Origin of the sequence: Teredinibacter purpureus (genome assembly GCF_014217335.1) — a bacterium.
Taxonomy (GTDB): Bacteria; Pseudomonadota; Gammaproteobacteria; order Pseudomonadales; family Cellvibrionaceae; genus Teredinibacter; species Teredinibacter purpureus.
In genome coordinates, this window is sequence record NZ_CP060092.1 from 3632345 (window position 1) to 3657641 (window position 25297).

The 25297-nt window shown below is 45.7% G+C and carries 27 protein-coding genes; 9 read left to right on the top strand and 18 right to left on the bottom strand.

Annotated features, from left to right (window positions below):
* Positions 1-18: 18 nt before the first annotated feature.
* The gene (locus H5647_RS15975) at positions 19-1047 is read right to left on the bottom strand and encodes an alpha/beta fold hydrolase (RefSeq protein WP_052692115.1); all 1029 of its coding nucleotides are present in this window, start codon (positions 1045-1047) and stop codon (positions 19-21) included.
* Positions 1048-1226: 179 nt separating this feature from the next.
* Here H5647_RS15975 and mnmA point away from each other — a divergent pair, with 179 nt between their 5' ends.
* From mnmA to H5647_RS16000, 5 genes are all read left to right on the top strand, one after another.
* A complete protein-coding gene (mnmA, locus tag H5647_RS15980; RefSeq protein WP_045861473.1) occupies positions 1227-2369 on the top strand; it encodes a tRNA 2-thiouridine(34) synthase MnmA in 1143 nt (380 codons plus the stop codon).
* 30 nt (positions 2370-2399) lie between these two features.
* Complete coding sequence (gene hflD, locus H5647_RS15985) at positions 2400-3020, top strand: high frequency lysogenization protein HflD (protein WP_045859962.1); 621 nt, start codon at positions 2400-2402, stop codon at positions 3018-3020.
* Positions 3021-3256: 236 nt separating this feature from the next.
* Positions 3257-4642, top strand: a complete 1386-nt coding sequence (gene purB / locus H5647_RS15990; protein WP_045859963.1) for an adenylosuccinate lyase — start codon at positions 3257-3259, stop codon at positions 4640-4642.
* Between the two features lie 216 nt (positions 4643-4858).
* Positions 4859-6010: a cupin domain-containing protein gene (locus H5647_RS15995; RefSeq protein ID WP_045859965.1), complete on the top strand. Its 1152-nt coding sequence runs from the start codon at positions 4859-4861 to the stop codon at positions 6008-6010.
* A gap of 148 nt (positions 6011-6158) precedes the next feature.
* Positions 6159-7124 carry a GNAT family N-acetyltransferase gene (locus H5647_RS16000; RefSeq protein WP_052692116.1) on the top strand — a complete coding sequence of 322 codons (966 nt, stop codon included), beginning with the start codon at positions 6159-6161 and terminating at the stop codon, positions 7122-7124.
* A 2-nt stretch (positions 7125-7126) separates the two neighbouring features.
* Here H5647_RS16000 and H5647_RS16005 read toward each other — a convergent pair whose 3' ends face one another.
* Together H5647_RS16005 and thrH are read right to left on the bottom strand one after the other, a co-directional pair.
* The gene (locus H5647_RS16005; protein ID WP_045859967.1) at positions 7127-7444 is read right to left on the bottom strand and encodes a Rieske (2Fe-2S) protein; all 318 of its coding nucleotides are present in this window, start codon (positions 7442-7444) and stop codon (positions 7127-7129) included.
* Between the two features lie 45 nt (positions 7445-7489).
* The gene (gene thrH, locus H5647_RS16010) at positions 7490-8107 is read right to left on the bottom strand and encodes a bifunctional phosphoserine phosphatase/homoserine phosphotransferase ThrH (protein ID WP_045859968.1); all 618 of its coding nucleotides are present in this window, start codon (positions 8105-8107) and stop codon (positions 7490-7492) included.
* A 230-nt stretch (positions 8108-8337) separates the two neighbouring features.
* On the opposite strand from thrH, the gene H5647_RS16015 reads away from it, so the two are divergent.
* Both H5647_RS16015 and H5647_RS16020 read left to right on the top strand, forming a co-directional pair.
* Positions 8338-9066: a phosphoadenylyl-sulfate reductase gene (locus tag H5647_RS16015; RefSeq protein ID WP_045859970.1), complete on the top strand. Its 729-nt coding sequence runs from the start codon at positions 8338-8340 to the stop codon at positions 9064-9066.
* Between the two features lie 38 nt (positions 9067-9104).
* Positions 9105-9440 (top strand): hypothetical protein, encoded by a 336-nt coding sequence (locus H5647_RS16020; RefSeq protein ID WP_045859973.1) that lies wholly within the window; start codon positions 9105-9107, stop codon positions 9438-9440.
* 113 nt (positions 9441-9553) lie between these two features.
* Here H5647_RS16020 and cysB read toward each other — a convergent pair whose 3' ends face one another.
* Positions 9554-10528, bottom strand: a complete 975-nt coding sequence (gene cysB, locus H5647_RS16025) for an HTH-type transcriptional regulator CysB (protein WP_045859975.1) — start codon at positions 10526-10528, stop codon at positions 9554-9556.
* A 192-nt stretch (positions 10529-10720) separates the two neighbouring features.
* Here cysB and H5647_RS16030 point away from each other — a divergent pair, with 192 nt between their 5' ends.
* Positions 10721-11515: a sulfite exporter TauE/SafE family protein gene (locus tag H5647_RS16030; RefSeq protein ID WP_236074934.1), complete on the top strand. Its 795-nt coding sequence runs from the start codon at positions 10721-10723 to the stop codon at positions 11513-11515.
* A 4-nt stretch (positions 11516-11519) separates the two neighbouring features.
* On the opposite strand, the gene H5647_RS16035 is transcribed toward H5647_RS16030, so the two are convergent.
* The 10 genes from H5647_RS16035 to H5647_RS16080 all read right to left on the bottom strand — a co-directional run bounded on the left by H5647_RS16035 (position 11520) and on the right by H5647_RS16080 (position 20569).
* The gene (locus tag H5647_RS16035) at positions 11520-12425 is read right to left on the bottom strand and encodes a 5'-nucleotidase (protein WP_045859977.1); all 906 of its coding nucleotides are present in this window, start codon (positions 12423-12425) and stop codon (positions 11520-11522) included.
* A gap of 74 nt (positions 12426-12499) precedes the next feature.
* Positions 12500-13516 carry a D-cysteine desulfhydrase family protein gene (locus H5647_RS16040; RefSeq protein ID WP_045859980.1) on the bottom strand — a complete coding sequence of 339 codons (1017 nt, stop codon included), beginning with the start codon at positions 13514-13516 and terminating at the stop codon, positions 12500-12502.
* 111 nt (positions 13517-13627) lie between these two features.
* The gene (yajC, locus tag H5647_RS16045) at positions 13628-13960 is read right to left on the bottom strand and encodes a preprotein translocase subunit YajC (protein ID WP_045859982.1); all 333 of its coding nucleotides are present in this window, start codon (positions 13958-13960) and stop codon (positions 13628-13630) included.
* Positions 13961-14252: 292 nt separating this feature from the next.
* Positions 14253-15284, bottom strand: coding sequence for a helix-turn-helix domain-containing protein (locus H5647_RS16050; protein WP_121495384.1), 1032 nt, complete (start codon positions 15282-15284; stop codon positions 14253-14255).
* Positions 15285-15917: 633 nt separating this feature from the next.
* Positions 15918-16394, bottom strand: a complete 477-nt coding sequence (bcp, locus tag H5647_RS16055; RefSeq protein ID WP_045859983.1) for a thioredoxin-dependent thiol peroxidase — start codon at positions 16392-16394, stop codon at positions 15918-15920.
* Between the two features lie 80 nt (positions 16395-16474).
* Positions 16475-17458, bottom strand: coding sequence for a malate dehydrogenase (locus tag H5647_RS16060; RefSeq protein WP_045859985.1), 984 nt, complete (start codon positions 17456-17458; stop codon positions 16475-16477).
* A gap of 88 nt (positions 17459-17546) precedes the next feature.
* Positions 17547-18170: a dUTP diphosphatase gene (locus tag H5647_RS16065; protein WP_045859987.1), complete on the bottom strand. Its 624-nt coding sequence runs from the start codon at positions 18168-18170 to the stop codon at positions 17547-17549.
* Positions 18171-18179: 9 nt separating this feature from the next.
* A complete protein-coding gene (locus H5647_RS16070; RefSeq protein ID WP_045859988.1) occupies positions 18180-18959 on the bottom strand; it encodes a TatD family hydrolase in 780 nt (259 codons plus the stop codon).
* Positions 18960-19063: 104 nt separating this feature from the next.
* On the bottom strand, positions 19064-19417 hold the full coding sequence (locus H5647_RS16075) for a PilZ domain-containing protein (RefSeq protein WP_045859990.1): 354 nt from the start codon (positions 19415-19417) through the stop codon (positions 19064-19066).
* A gap of 123 nt (positions 19418-19540) precedes the next feature.
* The gene (locus tag H5647_RS16080; protein WP_045859992.1) at positions 19541-20569 is read right to left on the bottom strand and encodes a DNA polymerase III subunit delta'; all 1029 of its coding nucleotides are present in this window, start codon (positions 20567-20569) and stop codon (positions 19541-19543) included.
* A 59-nt stretch (positions 20570-20628) separates the two neighbouring features.
* On the opposite strand from H5647_RS16080, the gene H5647_RS16085 reads away from it, so the two are divergent.
* Positions 20629-21246, top strand: coding sequence for an RluA family pseudouridine synthase (locus H5647_RS16085; RefSeq protein ID WP_045859993.1), 618 nt, complete (start codon positions 20629-20631; stop codon positions 21244-21246).
* Positions 21247-21262: 16 nt separating this feature from the next.
* Here H5647_RS16085 and tmk read toward each other — a convergent pair whose 3' ends face one another.
* From tmk to fabF, 4 genes are all read right to left on the bottom strand, one after another.
* Positions 21263-21919, bottom strand: a complete 657-nt coding sequence (tmk, locus tag H5647_RS16090) for a dTMP kinase (protein ID WP_045859995.1) — start codon at positions 21917-21919, stop codon at positions 21263-21265.
* A gap of 13 nt (positions 21920-21932) precedes the next feature.
* Positions 21933-22997 (bottom strand): endolytic transglycosylase MltG, encoded by a 1065-nt coding sequence (gene mltG / locus H5647_RS16095; RefSeq protein WP_236074936.1) that lies wholly within the window; start codon positions 22995-22997, stop codon positions 21933-21935.
* 89 nt (positions 22998-23086) lie between these two features.
* Positions 23087-23932, bottom strand: a complete 846-nt coding sequence (pabC, locus tag H5647_RS16100) for an aminodeoxychorismate lyase (RefSeq protein WP_045860000.1) — start codon at positions 23930-23932, stop codon at positions 23087-23089.
* A gap of 27 nt (positions 23933-23959) precedes the next feature.
* A complete protein-coding gene (gene fabF, locus H5647_RS16105; RefSeq protein ID WP_045860001.1) occupies positions 23960-25192 on the bottom strand; it encodes a beta-ketoacyl-ACP synthase II in 1233 nt (410 codons plus the stop codon).
* Positions 25193-25297: the final 105 nt, after the last annotated feature.

Consider the following 25297-nt stretch of genomic DNA (forward strand, 5'->3'; position numbering starts at 1 on the left):
ATTTTTCGGCAGTGTTATTTAGGGGTAACGCTGCCAAAACTCAAACATTGCTCGCAGTGCTTGATCCCTATAAATGTCTGCTTCAAAAAACAATTCATGCTTAGCGCCCTCTATCACGCTCGGTGCCCCACCCACGCATACCGTTTCACCTTTCTTATTTAGCAAGGCACAAAACTGATTTTGTGCGGCATTATGAACCACCGTATCGGCTCCCGACTGAAGCAACATCACTGGCACGGCAATGCTCGCTGCCGCATCTCGTTGTGAGGCTCGGCTATCACAGGCCTGCTTAACCCAACCAAAGGTCGGCGCAGACAACGCGATTTGAGGCTCCGCTTTCATTAACGCTCGCGCCTTGAAAAATCGCTCTTTATCGTGAGTCAATGCTGTATGGTTAAACGCCTCCAGCTCCGTCGCAAACACTTCGCGCGGGGTGGAACATTCAGCACAAAACCAGCTCATAAGCGCAGCAATGGCACAACCTCCAGGCAAACCAAGGTTCGCCTCCATCATAGGGGAACTTAAAACTGCAGCATTGAAACTGGGCGAGGTACTCGCAAGAGATAATACTGCGATACTGCCACCCATAGAATGGCTAACCAGATAGCGGTGCTGACCCGGTGTTTCGGGCACCACAATGGTATTAATAAATTGGGTAAAATCAGCGCCATAATTAGCGAAAACCCGAACATGCCCCTTACGCCGATCATCGAGTAACCGCCCCGACAACCCCTGCCCGCGATGATCTATCCCATAAAAGGAATAGCCCTGTTGATACACCACCCCAACAAAGTCTTTATATTTTAGATACGACTCAGTACGACCACTGGATAACACCACCACGCCACGAGACGCTGGATGCACGACTCTAACGTACGCAATCTCCATGTCGTCAGCACCAACGAAGCTCGACGTTTCCGCATTTTTCGCCCAAAAATGCTCTACGTCATCAGGTACTATTGGAGTATCGATCGCCAATCCGACATTCACCCATCCTAACGTACCAATCAGTACACCCCATACCCATTGCCGCTTCAACATTCGCATTCATCAACCCCGTATTTTTCAGCTATTTGATTACTCTTCAGTCTTTAGCAACGACAAAAATACCACTCATAGTCCCTTGAGCCCCATTCCCCATGTCGAAACCCACGCGACTGTACTACAATATCGTTCCAGAACACCCAACGTGAGCTTACCCAGTTATCACCATCACACATATGCCCATGCCCGAGCTACCTTTGTCTAAACCTGTCTCCGCTACTAAAGTAATTGTCGGCATGTCCGGCGGTGTCGACTCTTCCGTTTCTGCCCTGCTGCTTTTACAGCAAGGTTATAAAGTGGAAGGTTTATTCATGAAAAACTGGAATGAAGACGACGGTACAGAATACTGCACGGCCATGACCGACCTAATGGACGCGGCGGCCGTCTGCCAAAAACTCGGTATTCATTTGCATACGGCAAACTTTGCCGCCCAATATTGGGACAATGTTTTCGAACATTTTCTAGCCGAATACAAAGCCGGCCGAACCCCAAACCCCGACATTCTCTGTAACCGAGAAATAAAATTTAAAGTCTTTCTAGATTATGCAGAATCTCTAGGCGCCGATTACATTGCCACGGGTCACTATACCCGCACGCGCACACAAAACGGACATACCTACCTATGCAAAGGGCTAGATAACAACAAAGACCAAAGCTATTTTTTACACGCGGTGGGCGAACGAGAGTTTAGTAAAACACTCTTTCCCATTGGGGAACTTGAAAAACCTGTTGTTCGCGCCTTGGCCGAAAAGCACGACCTTGTAACGCACAACAAAAAAGACAGTACTGGTATTTGTTTTATCGGCGAAAGACGTTTTAAAGACTTTTTAGAAACCTATTTACCGGCCCAACCCGGAAACATCGTTACGCCAGAGGGAGCGATAATTGGCCAACACCAAGGCTTGATGTACTACACCATCGGCCAGAGACAAGGCTTAGGGATTGGCGGTGTGGCCGGCGCACCGGAAGAACCCTGGTATGTCGCTCGCAAGCAACTCGATTTAAACCAGCTCTTAGTGGTGCAAGGTAAAAACCATCCGCTACTATTTGAACCCGGGTTAATCGCGAGCAATATGCACTGGATTAATCATACGCCTCTCGCAAGTGGCAGCCGCTGCATGGCGAAAACACGTTACCGTCAACCAGACCAAGCCTGTACGCTCACCCAAGTACTCGATAACACCATATCCGTTGAGTTTGATGAGCCTCAACGCGCTATCACCGCAGGACAAAGCATTGTGTTGTACCAAGATGACACATGTTTGGGCGGAGGCGTTATCGAGCACCCCGCTCACTCACAACCCCGTGGCGCCGATACCCAGTAAGTTATCCGTCAACACCAAAGGAGTTAAAGGTTGGAAAAGTCGTGGCAAGATATTGCCCTCGCGTTAGCGGGCATTGTCCAGTGCGCCCTTCAAGTTGAAGAGCTCGCAAAAACCGGTTATCTTAAAACCGAACAATTTGAAACCGCAGTTAACAGCCTGCTCAATCTAAACCCCTCCACAACAGAAGAGGTTTTCGGTTGCGCGGCCGCACTAGACAACGGCTTAGAAACCTTAGAAGTACTCCTCCAAAATCACCGAAACCCTAACCACGCCGATACCTTGCGTTATATTCTTGGCATGATCCATTTACAAAATCGGCTGACAAAGCGCCACGACATACTCCAAATTATTAGTAATCGACTGGAAAAAACCGAGCAACAAGTCCAGCATTTTGGGGCCACACATGACAACGTCGTAGGCAATATCGCAGATATTTACACCGACACCATTAGCAAGTTCCCCTACCGTATACAAGTCACAGGCGAATACAGTTATCTTCAGCAAAACCGTGTAGCCTCCCAAATTCGGGCGCTCTTATTGGCCGGAATTCGCTCCGCTACCCTATGGCGTCAAGTCGGCGGAAGCCGTTGGCACCTAGTATTTTACCGATCTAAGTTAATTGAAACGGTTAAGGTACTGCGCGCTTTTTAATTGAGGCGCTTGCCTCTAGTGGTAAATATTGAGCCACACCTTAAAAAATAACGTTCTCCACCTAAAGAAGCTCAGGCCTCTTTTCCATAAAGCGCCTAAAATCCAGGCATGCCGTCACCAAACACCTGAAAAACATCAATATTTCAGGTAAACTGCGCGCCTTTTTATGACAGTAAGACTGGGCCCACGCTAGACGTAAGCCGTTCGGTCACCACAACCAAGAGAACTCATTCGCTATGGAATTATCAGCCCTCTCCGCCATTTCCCCTATCGACGGCCGCTATGGCAGCAAAACCGCCGACTTGCGCCCCTTCTTCAGTGAGTTTGGTTTGATTCGCTGCCGCGTGGAGGTTGAGATACGCTGGTTGCAACGCTTAGCAGAACACACTGATATAAGCGAAATAGCCAACCTAAGCAGTGACGCACAAGCCGTGCTGAATAGTATCGTAGACAATTTTTCGGAAACCGACGCACAAGCGATTAAAGATATTGAACGCACCACGAATCACGACGTTAAAGCCGTTGAATACTTTATAAAAGACAAATTTAAAGGCAATAGCGAACTCGAAGCAATATCAGAGTTCGTTCATTTTGCTTGCACATCCGAAGATATCAACAACCTGTCCCATGCCTTGATGCTTAACGCCGGACGCGAACAAGTGTTAATCCCTGCTCTGGAAGAGATCACATTAGCTATCGCCGATCTCGCCATTGAACACGCCGCCGCTCCCATGCTATCACGCACCCATGGGCAAACAGCCTCACCAACTACCGTCGGTAAAGAATTTGCGAATGTCGCCGCACGCTTACAGCGCCAAATCAAACAGGTTAAAAGCGTTCCTTTAATGGGGAAAATTAACGGTGCCGTAGGAAACTACAATGCCCACCTGTCGGCCTACCCTGAAATCGATTGGCAAGAAAATGCGCAGACCTTTGTCGAAAGCCTTGGCCTAACGTGGAACGCTTATACCACCCAAATTGAACCTCACGATTACATCGCAGAACTTTTTGATGCGATATGCCGGTTTAACACCATTCTCATCGACTTCGATCGCGATATATGGGGCTATATTTCACTGGGCTACTTCAAGCAAAAAGCCATTGCCGGTGAAGTTGGCTCATCAACCATGCCGCACAAAGTAAACCCTATCGACTTCGAAAACTCAGAGGGCAATCTAGGTTTGGCGAATGCAATGTTCAACCACCTATCGGCTAAACTGCCTGTATCGCGCTGGCAGCGAGACCTTACAGACTCCACCGTCTTACGCAACATGGGCGTGGGTTTTGGTTACAGTCAAATTGCATATGCCTCTACCCTTAAAGGAATTAGCAAGTTACAAATCAACGACACAACGCTCGCCACCGACTTGGATAACAGCTGGGAAGTGTTAGCCGAACCCATTCAAACCGTCATGAGACGCTACGCCATCGAAGGTGCGTACGAAAAGCTTAAGGAATTAACCCGCGGGCAAGCGATTAGCCAGCAAGTTATCCAAACGTTTGTACAAACGTTAGATATTCCAGAGAAAGCAAAGCGAGAGCTAAGCGAACTTACGCCTGGCCGCTATATCGGCAACGCAATTGCACAAGCTCAGTCAGTAAAAGCACTGCTCGAGCCATAGTAAGCGTTCAACTGAGCCGTATTCTATTTGATTTTATTTGAGGCAATACCCCGGTATTGCCTTTACCCCCTTGCCCGTCGCCACCGTACGAATAAAGTATTCATCACTTAACGGCATCATCACAACTACCATTCAACCTGTATTGATGCTTAACCCATACGTTTACTCGTGAGTTCACCACCACTATCACTTGAATTGTTAGCGCCCGGAGGCACCATGAACAACACGCACCCCTTCGCTCGACTCACCCATCTCGGCGAGATGCCAATCGATATATTTCTCCGCGATTATTGGCAACAAAAACCTCTACTTATCCGTCAAGCGTTTCCCAATTTTATACCGCCGGTTTCGGCCGATGAGTTAGCGGGCTTTTCACTTGATGAAGACGTGGTGTCTCGCCTCATCGTTAAAGGTAGCCAACAAGACGACTGGACACTCCAGCACGGCCCTTTACCCGAGACCGTATTTGAGGAACTCCCCAAGAGCCACTGGACTTTACTGATTCAACATGCCGATTTACTAGACCCCGAACTTAACCAACTCCTTGAAGCCTTTAGGTTTATCCCTAATTGGCGCTTGGACGATATTATGTTGAGCTACGCCGCCGATGGTGGCAGCGTTGGCCCTCACTTTGATTACTATGATGTTTTTCTATTGCAAGCACAGGGCACACGCCGATGGCGGTTAGGGCAACAATGCGATTCTGATACACCGCTAATTCAAGGCGTGGACCTAAAAATACTCGAACAATTTAACTCGACAGACGAATGGATTGTGGCGCCTGGTGACCTTCTTTATATACCGCCTAACTTAGCGCATTGGGGAGAAGCCATTGGCGACGATTGCATGACCTATTCCATTGGTTTTCGCGCACCCAGCTACAGCGACATAATGCTCGACTTTGCTCAAGAAATGGCATCACTCGCCAATGCCGACATGCGCTATACCGACAAAGGGCTCACCCAGCAATCGTTGAGCGGCGAAATCACCCCTGAAGCTATATCCAAAGTAGAAGATATTCTTAAGCGTTTTGCCACTAACAAAGGCCTTATCGCTAACTGGTTCGGCGAATATATGACCCGTCCCAATCCTGGTGGAATAGACGCCTGTCAAAGCGACCTCACACCCGAGCAGCTCACCGTTCAGCCCTGTGCCCTCAGCCCATTCGCGCGCTGCGCTTTCTACGAAACCAGCGACCACTGTGTCGTTTTTATTAACGGTGAAAAATGGCACTGCACTAAAGAAATGGCCTTAAAACTTAGCCAATACGAGGCGTTTCTTTTCGACGAAGTAAACCCGCGCGACCACTACTTATTACAACACCTAGCAGAAGAAGGGCTGCTGTGTGACGCCGAAAATCAACCGTAATAGTAGAGACCTAATTCACATTACACCCCTATCGTTTTGCCTTAAAAAAAGTATCAGCCCTCTCATATGTCAGTAGTTTTGAGTGAGAAAAAAATCCGGTAAACTCATATACCCGACGACACTAAGCAAGATTAACGATGGATATAGCATGAGCTCACGCCCCCCTAACCTCGACATAAAATGTGTGACCTGGAGCGAATCTAAAATACCGCTCGCCTACATTCGTCGTCGTGTATTTATAGACGAACAAAAGGTCCCTGAGGACGAAGAATGGGAAAGCCTAGATGAGCATAGCGACACTTATCATTTCATCGTTGAGTACAATCAACAACCGATCGGCTGCTGCCGCTTATTGCCTACAGGGCAAATAGGTAGAATGGCCATTCTTAAAGATCACCGAGGAAAAGGGTTCGGCAAACAATTATTGAACGCCGTTTTACAACAATTGCAAATAGAAAACTTTACCCAAAAACAAACACTAACACCTTTTTTGCATGCCCAAGTACATGCAATACCCTTTTACGAAGCATTAGGCTTTACACCCTCCTCCGATGACCTCTTTATGGAAGCCGGGATTGAACATAAAGTGATGACCCTTAAATGGGGCAACGCACTTAACGAGACACTTTATGGCGATAAGGTTCTACGCCTAGAAAATTTCTCATCATTCAATCAACATATCAACCAAATCCTCGGCGGCGCTAAACGTACTGCAACCCTTTACACCACTCAACTTTATCCCAATCTATGGGCAACACCCACCATTGTCTCGGCGTTTTCTAACCTCGCGCGACGTAGCCAACATTCCAAAATTCGTATTCTAGTACTAGACCCAACCACGCTGTATAGAGGTAACCACCCGCTACTTCTGCTCAGCCAACGATTAAGTTCGCGTTCGGAAATTAAAGTGGCCAACAAAGATAATGATCGCACAGTGCACGCGTTCATTATTGTGGACGATCGCAAGTTGGTTTATTTTAATAACGAAGAAGAATTGGCAGGCTTTGCCAATTACTGTGCGCCAGCTGAATGCAGAGCACTTAATGAGAAATTTAATACGTTATGGAATTACAGCAGTCATACGGATACGAATTTGAGCCAGCTGCTTATCTAGCCTTAGGGTAGTTCAACACCAACGAAGGCACCGTCAAAAATTACGGGGTATTTTTTTAAGCAGTCCAATTGGCTGGCTAACGGCCCCTCAGCTCGACCACTCTCCAACTGAAACTCTATACCGTGAGCACGACATCGAATTTTTCCGCTGGGCAGTAACTGTGCATGCGTTAAAGGTACGTCCATGTGAGGGCAACGGTTCTCAAGAATAAAAGGCTTTCCATCCTGCTGAACCAACAACAACTCTAAACGATCAACAGAAAACGCTTTCTGGTAACCATCGTGCAATCGGCTTAGCTGCTCTAAAGGATAAAAAGCCATTTCGCTCTCATCATTACCTCAAAGGCATAAAGAGTTAACGCTAGATTAAAGCGTTAACTTACGGATACTAGCATTAATAAACGCTTGCTTTAAATCGTCGAAGGTATGCACCGCAGGAAATTGAGGGAACTCGTCAATAACATTTTGTGGCGCACTAAATAATATACCCGCATCGGCTTCAGCCAACATCGTAGTATCATTGTAGGAATCACCCGCCGCTATCGTGCGATAATAAATTGACTTGAAGGCACAAATTGACTGGCGCTTCGGGTTGGCCTGACGAAGATTATAATCGATCACTTTGCCATTATCGTCCACGGTTAACTTATGGCAAAACAAGGTGGGATACCCTAACTGCGCCATTAAGGGGCCCGCAAACTCATAAAAAGTATCCGATAAAATAACTACCTGAAAGCGCTCTCTAAGCCAATTTAAAAACTCAGCGGCGCCCGGTAAGGGGCTAAGCGTAGAAATCACTTCCTGAATTTCGTTCAAACCCAAACCCGCTTTATCAAGCTCTTTCAAACGCATAGTCATGAGTTCATCGTAATCTGGAATATCGCGGGTAGTGGCCTTGAGGGCTTCAATACCGGTTTTTTCGGCAAATGCAATCCAGATCTCTGGAATAAGTACACCTTCAAGGTCGAGACAAGCTAGTTCCACAATCAGCTCCTTTAGCTAATAATTGGCTAATATTAACGTACCATATTGACGTTATTGGGGTAATTTGAGGCGCAAATCTACATTACTTACAGCGAATTACAAGGAGTATAAGCATATTGTGCATGATTATTTTTAATCATTTTACGGCTCTGGTATTCTTGCCCGCTTCGCTGGACTCCATAGTTGAATCTCAACCATAAAACATTTGCTGAACACAGGCTGTGTAGATAATGAACAAAACTGTAAACCTAGTCGATATCGACGCCCAACTCCAACAATCAACCCCGCAAGAGGTGCTCGAATACGCGCTAGCGCAACATGATAACTTGGCCATCTCTTTCAGCGGCGCTGAAGATATTGTACTAATTGACATGGCCACGCGTATCAAGCCTAACGTTGAAGTCTTTTGCCTCGATACCGGCCGCCTACATGCAGAGACCTATCAATTTATGGAGCGTGTACGCAAACATTACGCGATTAAAATGGATATCCTGTTCCCTAACGCTGACTCAGTACAAAAGCTCGTCGCCAGTAAAGGGTTGTTCAGCTTCTATGACGATGATCACAAAGAATGCTGTGGTATTCGTAAGGTAGGCCCATTACGAGCCAAGCTTTTAGAGCTCGACGCATGGGTTACCGGACAACGTAAAGACCAAAGCCCCGGAACACGAGCATCCATACCTGTCATCCAAAACGATAAGGTATTTGCTCGCCCCAATGAGCAACTAACCAAGTTTAACCCGCTAGTCAATTGGACATCCCAGCAAGTTTGGGACTATATTCGCGCCAACGACGTTCCTTATAACGCGTTACATGACGCAGGTTATGTTTCTATCGGCTGTGAACCCTGCACCCGCCCTGTTGGGCCGGGCCAACACGAGCGTGAAGGTCGCTGGTGGTGGGAAGAATCAACCAAGAAAGAATGTGGCTTACATTCAACCAATAGCGCAAAACCTTAACACCTCTGGCAACGCACTCCAGTAGAGCAGAAATAACTATGAAAATTACACTCGTTAAGAAAATTCTCGCCGACGGTTCACCCTGCCGAAAATGCGGGGACGTGTTAGATAAGCTTGAATCTAGCGGCCAAATATCGCGTATTGACGCTATAGCCGTGGCCGATGAACGCGACCCCTTGAGCGAAGGTATTACACTGGCTAAGCAATACGATGTTAATCGGGCTCCATTCTTCATTGTCGAAGAGGAAGGTAAAAAACCCATGATATATACCGTGTACATGAAATTTGTAAAAGAAGTGCTTAACCAGAAAACAGAAGAAAGTGAAGAGCTAAAAGAGATTATGGACAACAATGATGATTTAGATTTTCTATAACAACGTCTAAATTTTTATGGTATAGAACTGCGTTTATACGTAAAAAAGGCCGGAGCGTTAAACCGCTCCGGCCTTTTTGTTTGGACAACTAACGAACAACCGAACGCTATCTTTTAGTATTCAGGCAGCGCCACATGAGAGAACAGCTCTTCAAGCTCAACTTTAGAGTGGCGGTTAAATGCCTCGCTCACCAATTCTTTCGTTAAATGGGGCGCGAACTCCTCAATAAACTCGTACATAAAGCCTCTCAAGAAGGTTCCCCTACGAAACCCTATTTTCGTTGTACTTGAACGGAATAAATGGCTAGCGTCTAGCGCAACCAAGTCACTATCTTCCTCTGGGTTGTAGGCCATTTTTGCCACAATCCCAATACCCAAGCCAAGTCGAACATAGGTTTTGATCACGTCTGCATCTGCCGCGGTAAATACGACGCGAGGTGCAAGCCCTCGCTCCATAAAGGCCTCGTCGAGTTTAGAGCGTCCAGTAAACCCGAAGACATAAGTCACTATGGGATGTTTTGCGACATCCTCTAACGTTAGCGAGGAAATCTGGCAAAGTGGGTGATTTTTAGGCACCAAAATGCATCTATTCCAGCGATAACAAGGCAACATAATAAGATCGCTAAACAATTCTAAGGCTTCAGTTGCAATCGCAAAGTCTACGGACCCGTCAGCAGCCATTTCTGAAATTTGCATCGGAGTACCCTGATGCATATGCAGAGAAACATCGGGGTATTTATCAATAAACTTCGAAATAACATTAGGCAAGGCATAGCGCGCTTGCGTATGTGTTGTAGCAATCGACAAACTACCCTTACGCTCATTGCTAAATTCTTGCGCAACCTGCTTTATGCTTTCGACTTTCCGTAGGATTTCACCCGATGTGCGCAGAATAGCCTCGCCTGCGGGTGTGATTCTGGTTAGATGCTTACCACTACGAGAAAATATCTCGACGCCTAATTCATCCTCCAATAACCGTATCTGCTTACTAATCCCTGGTTGTGATGTGTATAGACTCTGGGCGGTCGCCGATACATTGAGCTCGTGATGAGCTACTTCCCAGATATACCGCAGCTGCTGCAGTTTCATATGCCCTCCAATTGGCGGCAGAACTTTAAGGTGAAGAGTCGCCAGAAAAGAGTGCTTTATATCAAAAAGCACCCAAAACGTTAATTCATTATAAAAATAGAAGAAAATATTATTTTGAAGAATAGTTATAAATACGTATATTTGCCACCCGTATTTGTAATTTAGCCAATAGCTGAGCGTTTTTCCGACAAAATGATAGATTTAGTATTTTATATAGTCGCTGGCGCCGGTGTTGGGCTTGCGGTTGGCCTCACTGGCGTAGGAGGAGGTTCATTAATGACCCCTCTACTCATTCTGTGGGGCGTGCCCGAAAAAATAGCCATAGGAACCGATCTACTCTATGCCGCTGCGACAAAGGCAAGCGCAATGCGCTCGCACAACAAGCAAGGTACGGTGCGCTGGAAGCTCGTTATCACCCTCGCTGCAGGGAGCATTCCAGCATCATTAGTTACCACGCTCATTATTCGTTTTGCTATCCCGGAAGATCTAGATTACGGCCCGCTATTAACTCATAGCCTGGGTTTTATGTTAATCCTTACGGCTTTCGTTGTCTTTTTTAAGAGTAGACTTCAAAAAGGCCACTCAGCTAACGATAGCGCAGGCGGCTGGTTTCATCGAAACGCCACTCCCGTAACTTTTTTTGCTGGAATTCTGTTGGGCACGTTCGTCACCTTATCATCTGTCGGCGCCGGCGCCTTTTGCGCAGCACTTTTGTTAGTGCTCTACCCTCGGCTACCCGCACTTCAAGTTGTTGGTACCGATATCGCACACGCCGTTCCCCTCACCCTCATTGCTGGGCTCGGACATCTCTGGAACAACAACGTAGATTTTCAGCTCCTTTTCGGCTTATTAATAGGCTCCTTACCTGCCGTACACCTTGGCAGCAAGCTTGCGGTAAAGGTGCCCAACTCAATATTACAGCCCATACTCGCCAGCATATTGCTGATTATTGGCGTTAAGTTTGCGTTCTTTGCCGGGGCTCATTAATACTCTAATCCACATCATTGGCAATACCATGCGGAACATGCCCCGTCGCCACGTGGTCACGTGCAGACTGGCAGTGCGCAGGCTGATCGTCAAAAAAAACGTCTGCCCCGTACGCCTTTAAAAACTCGCCTTTACTCAGCCCACCTAAAAACAAAGATTCGTCGATTCGAATATTCCACGCCCTCAATGTACGGATTACCCGCTCGTGAGCAGGCGCAGATCGCGCTGTTACAAGTGCCGTTCGAATAGGGCACTCTCGGCCTTTAAACTCATTCTGCAAACTATGCAGTGCAGCCAAGAACAACTTAAAAGGCCCTCCACTCAAAGGCGTTTTGGCCGCCTCTCGCTCACTCTTCGCAAACGCATCTAAACCCTGCCGCTTATAGACTTGCTCTGCCTCGTCCGAAAAAAGCACCGCATCACCATCAAAAGCAAACCTCAACTGCTCCAAACCCGACGTTTTTTTAGACGATGTTAACAATGTAGCGGCCGCAACACCGTGCTCTATAGCATGGCGTACGTCTTGTGCGTCTGTAGACAAAAACAAATGTCCACTGAATGGCGCAATGTACCGATAAGGGCTTTCTCCCCCCGTAAATGCTGCTCGTGTAATATTCAAACCATAATGATTGATTGAATTGAACACACGCAGTCCCGTATCGGCACTATTACGGGAAAGCAAAATAACCTCTACACGAGGAGCGCCCTCTAACTGCTCATTAATACGCAGCATTTTTTCTACCATTGGAAAAGCATCGCCTGGCGGTAACACAACATCTTCATGCGCAATTTGATACTTCGAATACGCTTCCAACCCTTCACTTTCAAAAACTTGATGACTTTCATCCAGATCGAATAAAGCCCTCGAGGAAATGGCTATTACAAGCTTTTCTGATTGTTTATCCGTCATATGGTCTACCCTAAGTCATCCGTGCAGCTCTATAAACCAATAAAAGCATCGCGCCGACATTACATTATGATGATTTACATCCCCAAGAGCTCATCTTTGTGTGGAAACAACCCAAAGACTCCACCCGTATGGACAAATACAATATTTTTCATAGAGTGGAAAACGCCCTGTTTAATCTCGTTAATCAAACCATAAAAAGCTTTTCCAGTATAAACTGGGTCGAGAACCACCCCCTCCTCTCTAGCAAGCCACTGGATGGTTTCATAAAGCGCCTTGTAACCACGAGCATATCCAGGACCGATATACCCATCCAACGTGTGAACATTCAAACTGTCAGGCAGCTCGGAAATCAAAGACGCATTAAATTGCGCTCCCCAGCGTTTCCCCCATCGGCGAACATCAAGCCTCACTTTTTCCAAAAAATAGGCTTCAGAATCACACACCGCTACGCCAAAAACAGGGACATTTGAATGGCACAAATGAAACCCCAGTGTTAGCCCGGCTTGCGTTCCGCCAGAGCCTGTCGCCACCACTATGGCATCAGGCTTTACGCTGCTATTCTCAAAATCCGCTAGCAACTCCTGAGCAGCGTTCAAATATCCCCACAAACCCACTTCGTCGCTCGCACCCATAGGAATAATATACGCCTTACGCCCAAGCCCTTCATAATGCATTCGCCAGTGTTCAAAAATAGACTCTATACCACCAACGAAGGCTTTATCATCGTATATCGATACCTCAGCGCCTGCCAAATGATCGAGCAACAAATTACCATCGATACTCGCGCTAGGATCCCCCCGCAATATTAGGTGGGCCTTTAAACCCATGCGAGCAGCGACCAACGCCGTTGTTCGACAGTGATTAGATTGCACACCCCCACATGTAATAAGCGTGTCACAACCCTCTGACAGCGCTTGAGCCACAACGAACTCCAACTTACGTAACTTGTTACCTGTATCGGCCGAGCCTGTACGATCATCTTGCTTTATCCAGATACGAGGCCCCCCGATAGCGCGTGAAATACGATCCAACGGACGAAATGGGGTAGGCAGTTGAGCCAAGGAGACTCTAGGGGGGGTATAGGGCAGCATGAGAACAAAGCTACCGTGAAAGTGATTGAAGGTAAAGAGGGAAACAAACAAGAGAAATCAGGGGCCGGCGCAATATTGAATAGACAGCCCCTGATAAAAGATCAGCCAAGACTAGATAGACTTAATCGTGCCCTTCGGCAAAACGGCGTGAACCGATACTTTTTGAAACTTAAGGTCTACATTATTGGTGGCATTAATGGTTACGTAATGCTCATCCACTTCTATAATTTTACCCAGCATACCACTGGTTAAAACTACCTCATCACCTTTACCCAAACTCTCGACAAGTGACGTATGTTCCTTCTGTCGCTTACGCTGTGGGCGAATAATCACAAAGTACATAAACAGGAACAAGCCACCCAGCAACACAAAATTCATAAAACCTGCGTTAGGCGCGGCTGCACCCTCAGTTTGCGCTACGGCATCTGCAATAAAAAATCCCATGGAAAAATTAACCTCATTTGACGCTTATAGAATAATTGATGAGCTAAAAAACCATCAATTGAATTAAGAAAGAAGGCGGGTAACTCTACAAGAAGTTGGCATATAGTCAAGAGCAACCTGCTCCGAGACACAAGGGAGGTTAGAGGCAGTACAGATAAAGGAGCCCCCCGTCGTAATGAAGCGGGGCTCCTAATTCAGGAAGAACACGGCAGCATTGGCTGTATTCTTATCGATATAAGGTCTCTAGGGTATAAAACCACTCTACTACAGTGCTTAGGGCCTAGAGAACCGTCTATACGTAGTCTCTGAACAGCTTCCTAAACGTACTAGGAGACAAGCCAGTCCAACGCTTGAAGGCGTTAGTAAAACTCGTACGATCAGAAAAATCCAACGATGCCGAAATACTATCGATGCTCAGATGCTGCTTAATCAAGTAGTCGATCGAGTAATGGAATCTTACTTGGTCTCTCAGGTCTGCGAAGCTAACATCTTGCTGCTGCAAGCGTCGCTGCAAGGTCCTCTTTGACAAGTTTAATTCTTCCGCAATATGGCCAATACTTAAAGGCGCCCTACTTATTCGACGCTCCAATACCTCTACCACACGTGCGGGAACGCCAAACACTTCAGGCAACCGAGCCTGCTCCAAGTATTCGTCGAGAGTTTTTACAGATCCGAGGGCAAACATCGCCTGATCGGTGAGTTTACGTTGGGCTTGCGCTAATTGTTGGTCGGTCATAAAGGCCACTCCTTCTGCCAATAGCTCTAAAAAAGCTGCATCCTCAGAACTGTATCCTTCACTAGAATAATTTCCAGCATTCTCACGAACCCCTAAGCTTTGTGTTTTTAGAAAACACAACACCGCTTGCTCAGCATGAGTAGAATTAACTACAGTGCCCAAGTACGCATCTACTTGCGTATTATTATACGCCATAGATAGGGATTCCACACGGTGATCAGGTACTTTTGGACAGATATAAGTCTCATTTTTTGCTATTACATCTTCACAAAAAGTACCATTTAGCGATAAATGCTGGCCTACGAAAAAATTTTCGTCATTTCCCGCGCACGCAACAACCTCGTATACCTGCGAGGAAACGGGACGCGTAACCAAACCAATCTCTACGTTAAATCGCTTAATTCCAGCTTGTAAAAATAAACACACGGCTCGATTATAAGATTCTACATTATGGCTATTCGCTAGTACTCGATATAAAAATGTTACTCCGTCAGAAGCTGTATTCATATCGTATTGATTTAAGTCGAGCGGCGTCCCTGGCAGGCTCTGATGGAAACTACTGCTTGATAAAAGCTTCAAATCACTCACCCTATTGTGTTGTTAAATTTCTTTATAATTTTTTGTTATTAAAATAACTACTGATAGTTAGATTTTCTAAGCTTTGATACATCGTCTTACGGCTCAGGCAATCGTCGAACCTCATACCACTGTAAAAAATACCACTATTCCAATCAATTTTCGTTGGATTTATTTACACATCCAAACTATGTATAAACTATTTCTTAACATATCGATAAGCCAGATCTAATTGCGCCAGCTAGCTGCTTTTTGCGTCATAAATTAGCATTTAGAGTTTATAGGGCCGTTTAGGCCTAATTGCGAATACTGCGCACTCTGAATTGCAAGAAAACACCGGTCATACAAACAAACGTTTGTATTGTATAGCGTATTTAAATAATCATTTAAATAAACGTAATTAGTACAGCGATTAATGGTGATCGCTTTTGAAAAGTGCCTCACCCCCTTTAAATTAACATGTTAACTATACAGAAGATGTAACCCTTAAATAAAGATAATCACGTCTCTACGGCCCAGCAGAAGTCTCTCTCTCGAGAATTACTGCCGTAAGCTGTGTGCAAGCGCGTAGGAAAATTTAAGTATATGAGCGCTGGACGCCCCCTCAATCTCTCTGCCGTTGCGAGGCGATCCGCATTATAAGTGCTAAATCAAGTTTTCTGAAATGTAAGATATTACATCATCATGGTGACTTTTCGTTTTGACCTTATCCATAATATAGGCTAGGCGACCATCCTTCCCTATTATAAAAGTCGTACGCAAAATACCCATAAACTCTCGCCCCATAAACTTTTTAAGCCCCCAAACACCATACTTTTCTGCAATAGTTAAATCCTCGTCTGACAAAAGATCAAAATTGAGGCCCTGCTTGTCTTCGAACCGTTTTAATCGCTCCACCGGATCAGGGCTAACCGCAAACACCACGGTATCGATTGCTTTAAATTCAGATTGAGTATCTCTAATACCGCAAGCTTGTGTCGTGCAACCTGGCGTCATTGCCTTCGGGTAAAAATAGAGTACTACATTATTCTTTCCCGCATAATCTGATAACTTTATCGTCTCGCCATTTTGATTTTTCAACGAAAATGCAGGTGCTTTGTTGCCAACTTTAGGAAAGGCCATGCCTAGACTCCAATTATAAAATGGTAAATTTTAAGCAAAAAAAAGCGCGGTATAGTACCGCGCTTCGCTAACGCTATTTATTACGCTGGCAATAGGGACTTTACTGCATCACGTTCTTCTTTCAATTCATCCTCAGATGCAATCATGCGAGCTTGTGAAAACTCATCAATACTCAAACCTTGCACAATTTTCCAATCGCCGCCTTCACACGTACAGGGGAAAGAATAGATTAACCCTTCTTCAATGCCGTAGCTTCCATCGCTGTATACGCCCATGCTCACCCAATCACCGTCGGTGGTACCTAGAGCCCAATCTCGTATATGGAATATTGCTGCATTGGCTGCAGAAGCTGCGCTAGACGCCCCACGGGCCTTGATAATAGCTGCCCCACGCTGCTGTACGGTTGGAATGAAGCTTTCTTCGTACCAGCTTTTCTCGACTTTATCGATAGCCACTTCATTGTTAACAAGCGCATGGAACAGATCAGGATACTGTGTTGAGGAGTGATTACCCCATATTGTCATTTTGCTAATATCGTTAATCGATTCGCCTAATTTTTGACCTAAGGCAGTCATCGCGCGATTATGATCAAGACGCATCATTGCCGTAAACTGACGAGGGTTAATATCTGGAGCGTTACGCTGAGCAATAAGTGCATTGGTATTCGCTGGATTACCAACAACGAGTACTTTGATATCGCGTGAAGCGTGATCATTGATCGCTTTGCCTTGCACAGAAAAAATGGCCGCATTCGCTTCCAATAAGTCTTTACGCTCCATACCTGGGCCTCGAGGGCGCGCGCCAACCAGTAAAGCGTATTCAGCATCTTTGAACGCAACATTTGCGTCATCGGTACAGACCATCCCGTGCAATAGCGGGAATGCACAATCATCCAATTCCATTGCCACGCCTTTTAGGGCTTCCAGCGCTGGTGTAATTTCTAGCATCTGTAAAATAACAGGCTGGTCTTTACCTAGCATTTCTCCTGCTGCAATTCTAAACAACAATGAATAACTAATTTGGCCTGCAGCGCCGGTAACGGCAACTCGAACGGGTGCTTTCACGATATATCTCCGTTAATTAAAAATTACTGATTTTGAACCGCATTATAGTGGCATAAATCTAAATGTCATTGCTCTATAGCACTTACATCTATGATGGATAGCGTTCCTGTAGTTTTTGATATAAAACCGCACCAAAATTGGGATTTTTTGGGTCTAAATTCGCGAGTATTTCAACTAAGTGCTCATTATCTTCTTTTCCATTCCATACTTTGAGGTAGGAACCGTCTTGGTAGCCAAAATCTTGCCTGAACATATTAAGTACGTTTTTACCAACATACCTGTTGAATAGCTGTTCGAAATTAAGGTCGACCGGCGCGAAAAGTGCGCAAAACTCAGTTACGCAAAAATTATGGGTCTGAAGCGTCGCCAAAGTGAACGCCTCTAAATCTTCACGAAAGTTTTGTCCTGCTGTTGCACTATTAAGCTCTGCTTCAATAGCACTTGCTATACGCTGGTAACCAGTAGCACTAGGCTCCTCAGTCAGCAACCGAATACTGAGACCAAAATGCCAAATATCGATTAATTCCAATATTACTTGATCAACGTCAGGTGATTGCTTTTTCCACCATTTCCACCCAAAGTGGTCCATCAGTTCCGCACATTCAACCCAAATAGCTCGGTACCACTCAAAATTTTCCGTACGCCAGTTCAAGTTCACTTTACTGTTCATCGCTTCCTGCAATTCAAGCATTGTGATCAATTGTTGCTGCATGACTGCACCCTACCCTATATTTTTTAAAAAAAGATTATTGAAATTTTCACTGGTGATGCTGGCCAGTTTCTCGAGAGAAATCCCTCGTAATTCGGCAATATATTCAGCGACTTCTCGCACGTATTTAGGCTCGTTTGGCTTGCCTCGAAATGGTACAGGCGCAAGATAAGGGGAATCAGTCTCCACCAGCAGTCTATCGAGAGGTATTTTTCGAGTGACGTCACGCAATGCTTCAGCATTTTTAAAAGTAACAATTCCCGATATCGAGATATAAAAATTAAGGTCTAATGCCTGCTCGGCCATTTCCCAGCTTTCCGTAAAACAATGCATAACCCCGGCTGCTTCGCCACAAGCGTGCTCTTTCATTAAGCTAATCGTATCCTCACGTGCATCACGCGTATGAATAATTACGGGCAACTGCGTTTTAGCGCCCGCCTTCAAGTGATTAACAAAACTCAGCTTTTGAATATCCGCTTTCTCTGCACTGTAGTAATAGTCTAAACCTGTTTCGCCTAAAGCAACGACCTTATCAGCCTTCGACCATTCGCAAAGCGTATCAACGTCTACCGCTGACGCCATAACATCCGAAGGGTGGATACCAACTGATGCAAAGATTCCATCAAATTGTTGAGCGATCTCAACAACCTGCTGTCTATTTTCTTCGCTGATACACACACACAGCATTTGCTTAACGCCCCTAGATTTAGCCGCTTCTACCGCACCGGCCAAACCATCGGGGTATAAATCAAGATTAAGTCTGTCGAGATGACAATGAGAGTCCACCAGCATTACGAAATTGCACCTTTTATTTGTAAATTATCGGAGAGGAGAGAAAGCCTAGAGGTAATACGAAAAAAGAGACGATGGAATGGAGGCTGCACACCTCCATCAAACTACATAGTATGAGTGGGCCTATCCGAATCTAACGAACCGGCAAGATAAGTTTCTATTTTCTGATTGGCAATATCATCTTCACCACTAAATTGAACGCCAATACCCGCTGCACGATTACCTTGTGCACCTCGCGGTGTAATCCATATTACTTTTCCCGCTACCGGTATTTTCTCAGGCTCATCCATTAAGCTTAAAAGCATAAACACTTCGTCACCGAGGGTATACGATTTATTGGTTGGTATAAACAAGCCACCATTCTCCACAAACGGCATATACGCTGCATATAAAACAGCCTTATCTCGAATGGTTAGAGAAAGTATCCCGTTTCGGGCCGCGCCACCTAATCCTTTCATAAAGAGTTAACTCGTGTATCGACATTATTAGCAATTTTAAGAATAGCGGACACAAGCACGAAGGTCATCCCGTGTAACGCCGTTTTCGGTTTCCAATCCTACCTTAATACGCCAATTACGGCATCAATCACCTGTAGGTACCCGCAATAACCGCGAAGAGTGACGAATCATTGCCTTCCAGTCCATTAACAGCTCTTCCAAAATCAGTGTTGAGTTTAAGTTACTGTTCCTTTGAATGTGCGCTTTTCGCTGACAAAGCGCATCACGGAACCTAAAAAGAAGTGTCTCTGGAATAGCCGCCGTTGCATCGCGTAAAGATGCCCACACCTCGGACGCCCTCTTTTGAGCGTTTCCATCGCTAGAGACACGCTCTCGAATCAATCGGTCTAGCCATGTAAGCGTTGCATTAATGACATCCAACGCGGAATAGGATGACCAGCTCTGCACAACCGTGCCAACAGAAACAGCCCCCTCACTTAACGCCACCAAACTTTCGCACATTTTAATTCGCTGCTGAAAGTAATCATTATGCCACCACTCAAGCGCAAGCAAAGGCGCTTGCCCGCACTCATCAAGTAAGGTTTGAGGCTCTTCAACCCCTAATTCCGACAACCAAGCAATGGAGTCTGCATTGCTTGGAGGCAAAACGGATACTTTGCTACAACGACTGCGAATTGTCGGCATCAAGCGGCTCGGCTCCAAACTCAACAATATTAGTACGGTGTCACCGGCGGGCTCTTCTAAGCACTTTAGTAAACTATTGGCCGCATTAAGATTCATCGATTCAGCGGGATTTATAATGACTAGCTTACGCCCGCCTTGCTGCGATGTTTTGGATACGAACGCTGTGAGCGATCGAATTTGATCCACCTTAATCGCTTTGCCTTTCCCTTCAGCCTCAATTTCGACCAAATCAGGATGGCTTCCCGCACGGATAAGTAAGCACGCCTTACAGCCGCCACACGCAACACCCTCCATAGGGGAGCGGCATAAAAGGTAATGCGCCATAGCAGCGCCGAGCTTTTCTACACCAATGCCATCACCCCCGCCAACTAGCAATGCATGCGGCAATACTCCATTCTCTACCTGCCGAATAAAACTCTGCCAGACACTATTCTGCCAAGGAAAGGGAGGCATGCTGATATTACTCATTTTTCGGAAAATCCCCGTGCTAGAATACGGCGCCAAATTCGCTTGCTGATGTTTACCGTATGGAAATTGTGTATCAAGATGATGATTTAATCGTTATCAACAAACCCTCAGGGCTGCTAACCGTACCAGGTCTCTCTTCGCCGGAAAATGCGCTTGACCAATTGAAAAGCGAATATCCAAACGCTCGCGTTGTTCACCGGCTTGATATGGGAACCTCCGGCTTAGTCATATTCGCTAAACACTATGACGCTCAACGCGCGATGGGAAAAATATTCGAACAACGAAAAATCAAAAAGCGCTATACCGCCATTGTAAACGGTATTATGTCCGTAAAAGGCGGTGAAATACGCTCTAAATTAATCTGCGACTGGGACAATAGGCCCAAACAAAAAATTGACTGGCTAACCGGTAAACCATCTCTCACACACTTTGATGTTCTATCGACCGATACAGCGAAGAACTGTTCTCGTTTAGCGCTCTACCCGCACACCGGGCGGTCCCATCAATTACGTGTACATATGCTACAAATTCATCATGTTATTCTTGGTGACCCACTTTACGGCTGTCCAGACACCATTGCCGCATCAAGCAGACTACTACTGCATGCCACTCAACTTGAATTCGAACAGCCTCTCAGTAAAAAGGCGCTAAACCTTATTTGTGAACCCAATTTCTAACACAAAATTTACGGTACTATTGATTTTTAACGGTGTACTTGTCTCGCCAAGACGCTAGCACGCCCGATAATTGGATTGCGATATTCGCCTGAACGTCACGCAGTGGTCTACCGGCATCAATAAGTATAAATTTTTCTGGTCGCGCATTAAGCCGCGCCTTGTAACCCGCACGCACACGTTCAAAAAACTCAATTTTCTCAGATTCAAAACGATCTAAAGCGGCTCTAGCCGTTGCACGCTGCAAACCAGTCTCTACATCAATATCCAATAACACGGTTAAATCGGGTTGCCAATCACCCTGCACAAGAGACTCTAATGTCGCAATTGTCGCCAAGGACAGCCCTCTACCAGCCCCCTGATAGGCATAGGTAGCATCGGTAAATCTATCACACAACACCCACTTTCCTGCATTTAGAGCCGGCAATATTATCGTATTAAGGTGTTGAGCTCGTGCGGCGAAAACCATTAGTAATTCAGCGGTAGCATCAAATGGCTCAGATCTTTTTGCAAGTAACAAACCTCTAATTTGTTCGGCCAGTGGTGTGCCTCCAGGTTCTCTGGAAATAACCAGCTCGATACCTTGCTTTTCGAGGTGCGACTGAATAAACGCGATATTGGTTGATTTACCAACCCCTTCCGTTCCCTCTACCGTAATAAACTTACCTACCGCCATGTGTTACACCCTTTTATTCTTCTAGTCTCAACTCTACGGGAGATGAACGATAATTACTTCTACGACTTTTCTGATATTTTTGAACTGCGTTTTCATGCTCATCTAACGTTGCTGAAAAATAGTGGGTGCCATCGCCCTTTGCGACGAAAAACAAGTTATTTCCCGAAGCGGGATGCAAAGCTGCTCTTATCGCTTCTTTGCCCGGCATTGCAATTGGCGTAGGCGGCAAACCATGCATAGTGTAAGTGTTATAAGGTGTAGGTGTTCTTAAATCTTTTTTCCGAATGTTTCCGTCGTACAGCTCACCCATTCCATAAATGACCGTTGGGTCTGTTTGCAAACGCATATTTTTTTGGAGCCTACGGACAAACACACCGGCTATTTCTTTACGTTCAAATACCGCGCCGGTTTCTTTTTCTACTATCGACGCCATGATTAACGCTTCGTAGGCCGTTTTATACGGTAGCCCCTCAGCTCTGTTTATCCACTCCTGGTGCAGCACCTCGTTCATTCTTAAATGAGCACGTAGCAAGATGTCTTTATCGGTGTCACCACGAACAAATTGATACGTATCAGGGAAAAAATAACCTTCTGGATGCTCAATTGACAAGCCAAGTTCCGCTACGATTTTCGCATAATTTTTATCAACCAGCGTCTTACTCAATTTTTGATGACGATGCAATGTTGTAATAAAATCGGTCAGAGTGCGCCCTTCAACGAGCGTAATGTGGTACTGCAATAGCTCGCCCGTTTGAAAACGAGACAAGAGTGACAGAGGTGATTCTCGCTGAGCAAGCTGATACTCCCCAGCCTTTATTTTAGATAGATTTTGTAGTTGAGCATAGAACACCCAAAGACGAGGCCATCGAATTAAACCTTTTTTATTTAAGTCTTTAGCGACGCCATGTAGCGTTGAACCGCGCTCAATAATATAGACGTTGTCCTGCAGTACAATATTCTGCGGCGTACGTAGCCAATTCCATACATAATAACTAGAAGCCCCCATCATGAGCAAAACCCACAACGCCAAGGCCAAAACAACTCGTATAGGGCTAACATCCATAATTCTAGCTTCCACTCGCTATTCTCGCTTTATGAATACGGCCAAACCTACTTACGTACACTGCACACCTCTTCAGCACCCAACTCCACCCATTTAAAAAATGATTACTCAGGCAACGTGCCATAAGGAAGACACTCGGCTACCATCTGTGCAAAAGAAAAATCAATATAGTGAGAAGATTCCAACATAGCCACGGGCACAACGCCCCTCAAAGCATTAGTAAGAAATATTTCATCCGCATCGATCAATTCAGAAAGGGAATACTCACCTACTTGTACTGAGGTACCTAACTGCTCCTCGCAAAAAGTGATGATTAAATTCCGCATAACACCCGCAACGCCCGACGTTGAAACACTTGCAGTATAGAGACCGCCATCTTTCAGCCAAAAAACATTGTGGTGCATACATTCAACAACATGATCAGCAGTATTCAAAAACAAAAGCTCTTCATTGTGATTTACAACGCAATTACCAGCCGCAACAATATAGTCTAACCGATTGAGATGCTTTAATTCTGCCAATGAGGCATTACAAGTCAACCGACCCTCGGCAACTTTAAGCTGGACTGCAGGCTGCATCCAGCCCTCAAGATCAGTATTTTGACTGAAATGAATGAGCGTTTCCGTTCGCGTTATATTATGGGTATAGCAGCCACGACCACCGGTTGCTCGCGACAAAACAATTTTTAACGTTCCATTAACAGGCTCATTTTCACCCCACAGCTCTTTGAGCTGTGCCATGTGTAACATGAACTGATGTTCATCAAATACAAGATTTAATTTAGAAGCTGCGGCCACGAGACGATCTATATGACGGGCTAACAGTGGCGTTTTACCGAGAACAACGCGAATGGTTTCAAATACTCCATCGCCATACTGAAACGCTCTACTGGAGACCGAAATACAAGCGTCATCCACTAACTTACCGTTCAATAAAATAACGCTTGCCACAGAACTATTACTCACCGTGTTAATAATTTATAGTTTTTTAAACAGCAGCGTGCCATTTGTCCCACCAAAGCCAAATGAATTACTCACTGCAGTGTCTATTTTCATTTCCTGAGCCGTATGCGGCACGAAATTCAAATCACACCCTTCGTCAGGGTCATCTAGATTGATAGTGGGTGGCGCAATTTGATCTCGTATCGACAAGATGCAAAAAATAGCCTCAACTGCACCTGCAGCACCTAACAAGTGGCCTATCATCGACTTCGTTGAACTAACGGCAAGTGAATGCGCATGAGAACCAAATACGCCTTTTACTGCTCCACACTCCGCGGCATCTCCAGCAGGAGTTGACGTGCCATGGGCATTAATATAATCGACAGCATCGGGGTTTACACCCGCGTCATTTAACGCGTTACGCATTGAAAGTTCAGCGCCTTCACCGGAGGGAGAGGTAATATGAAAAGCATCACCACTTGTACCAAAGCCACATAGCTCAGCGTAAATTTTTGCACCACGTTTTTTTGCGTGCTCGTATTCTTCAAGCACTAACATTCCTGCTCCATCACCCAACACAAAGCCATCTCGACCTCGGTCCCATGGGCGACTCGCACGTTGAGGATCATCGTTGCGCTTCGATAATGCTCGAGCAGCTCCAAAGCCACCAATACCAACAGACGTTGTGGCCATTTCAGAGCCACCCGCCACCATAACATCCGCACTTCCGTACATGATTTCGCGGGCCGCAAGACCAATACTATGAGTACCGGTTGTACAGGCCGTCGTTACGGCTAAATTCAATCCTTTAAACCCATAGCGAATCGATAGATTACCCGCGATCATATTGATAATGGCACCCGGAACAAAAAACGGAGACACACGACGCGGCCCACGCTCTTTGATTATCAAAGCCGTTTCTTCAATTGAACCTAAACCGCCTATCCCAGAACCAATTACACAGCCAATGCGGGACGCGTTTTCATCCGTCACGATAATACCGGAATCTTCCACGGCCTGAATACCAGCCACCATACCAAAGCGGATAAATGGATCTTGTTTTCGTGCTTCTTTCGCATCCATATAGGGCGAAAGATCCAAATCTTTAACAGAGCCACTAATTTGTGTTGAGAACGCTGAAACATCAAATGAAGTAATAGGCCTTATGCCACTCGTACCCGCCAGTATTGCCTGCCAAGTTTCATCTACATTGTGACCAACCGAAGTAACCATACCCAAACCGGTAACGACAACTCTTTTGCGACTCACATATTCCTCCAAATTCTTACACGGTTAACCCAACACTATGGGCCGCCTCTCACTCAAAAATAAAAGTACCAGAAACAACAAAAGCCGTACTATGCAAGATAGATA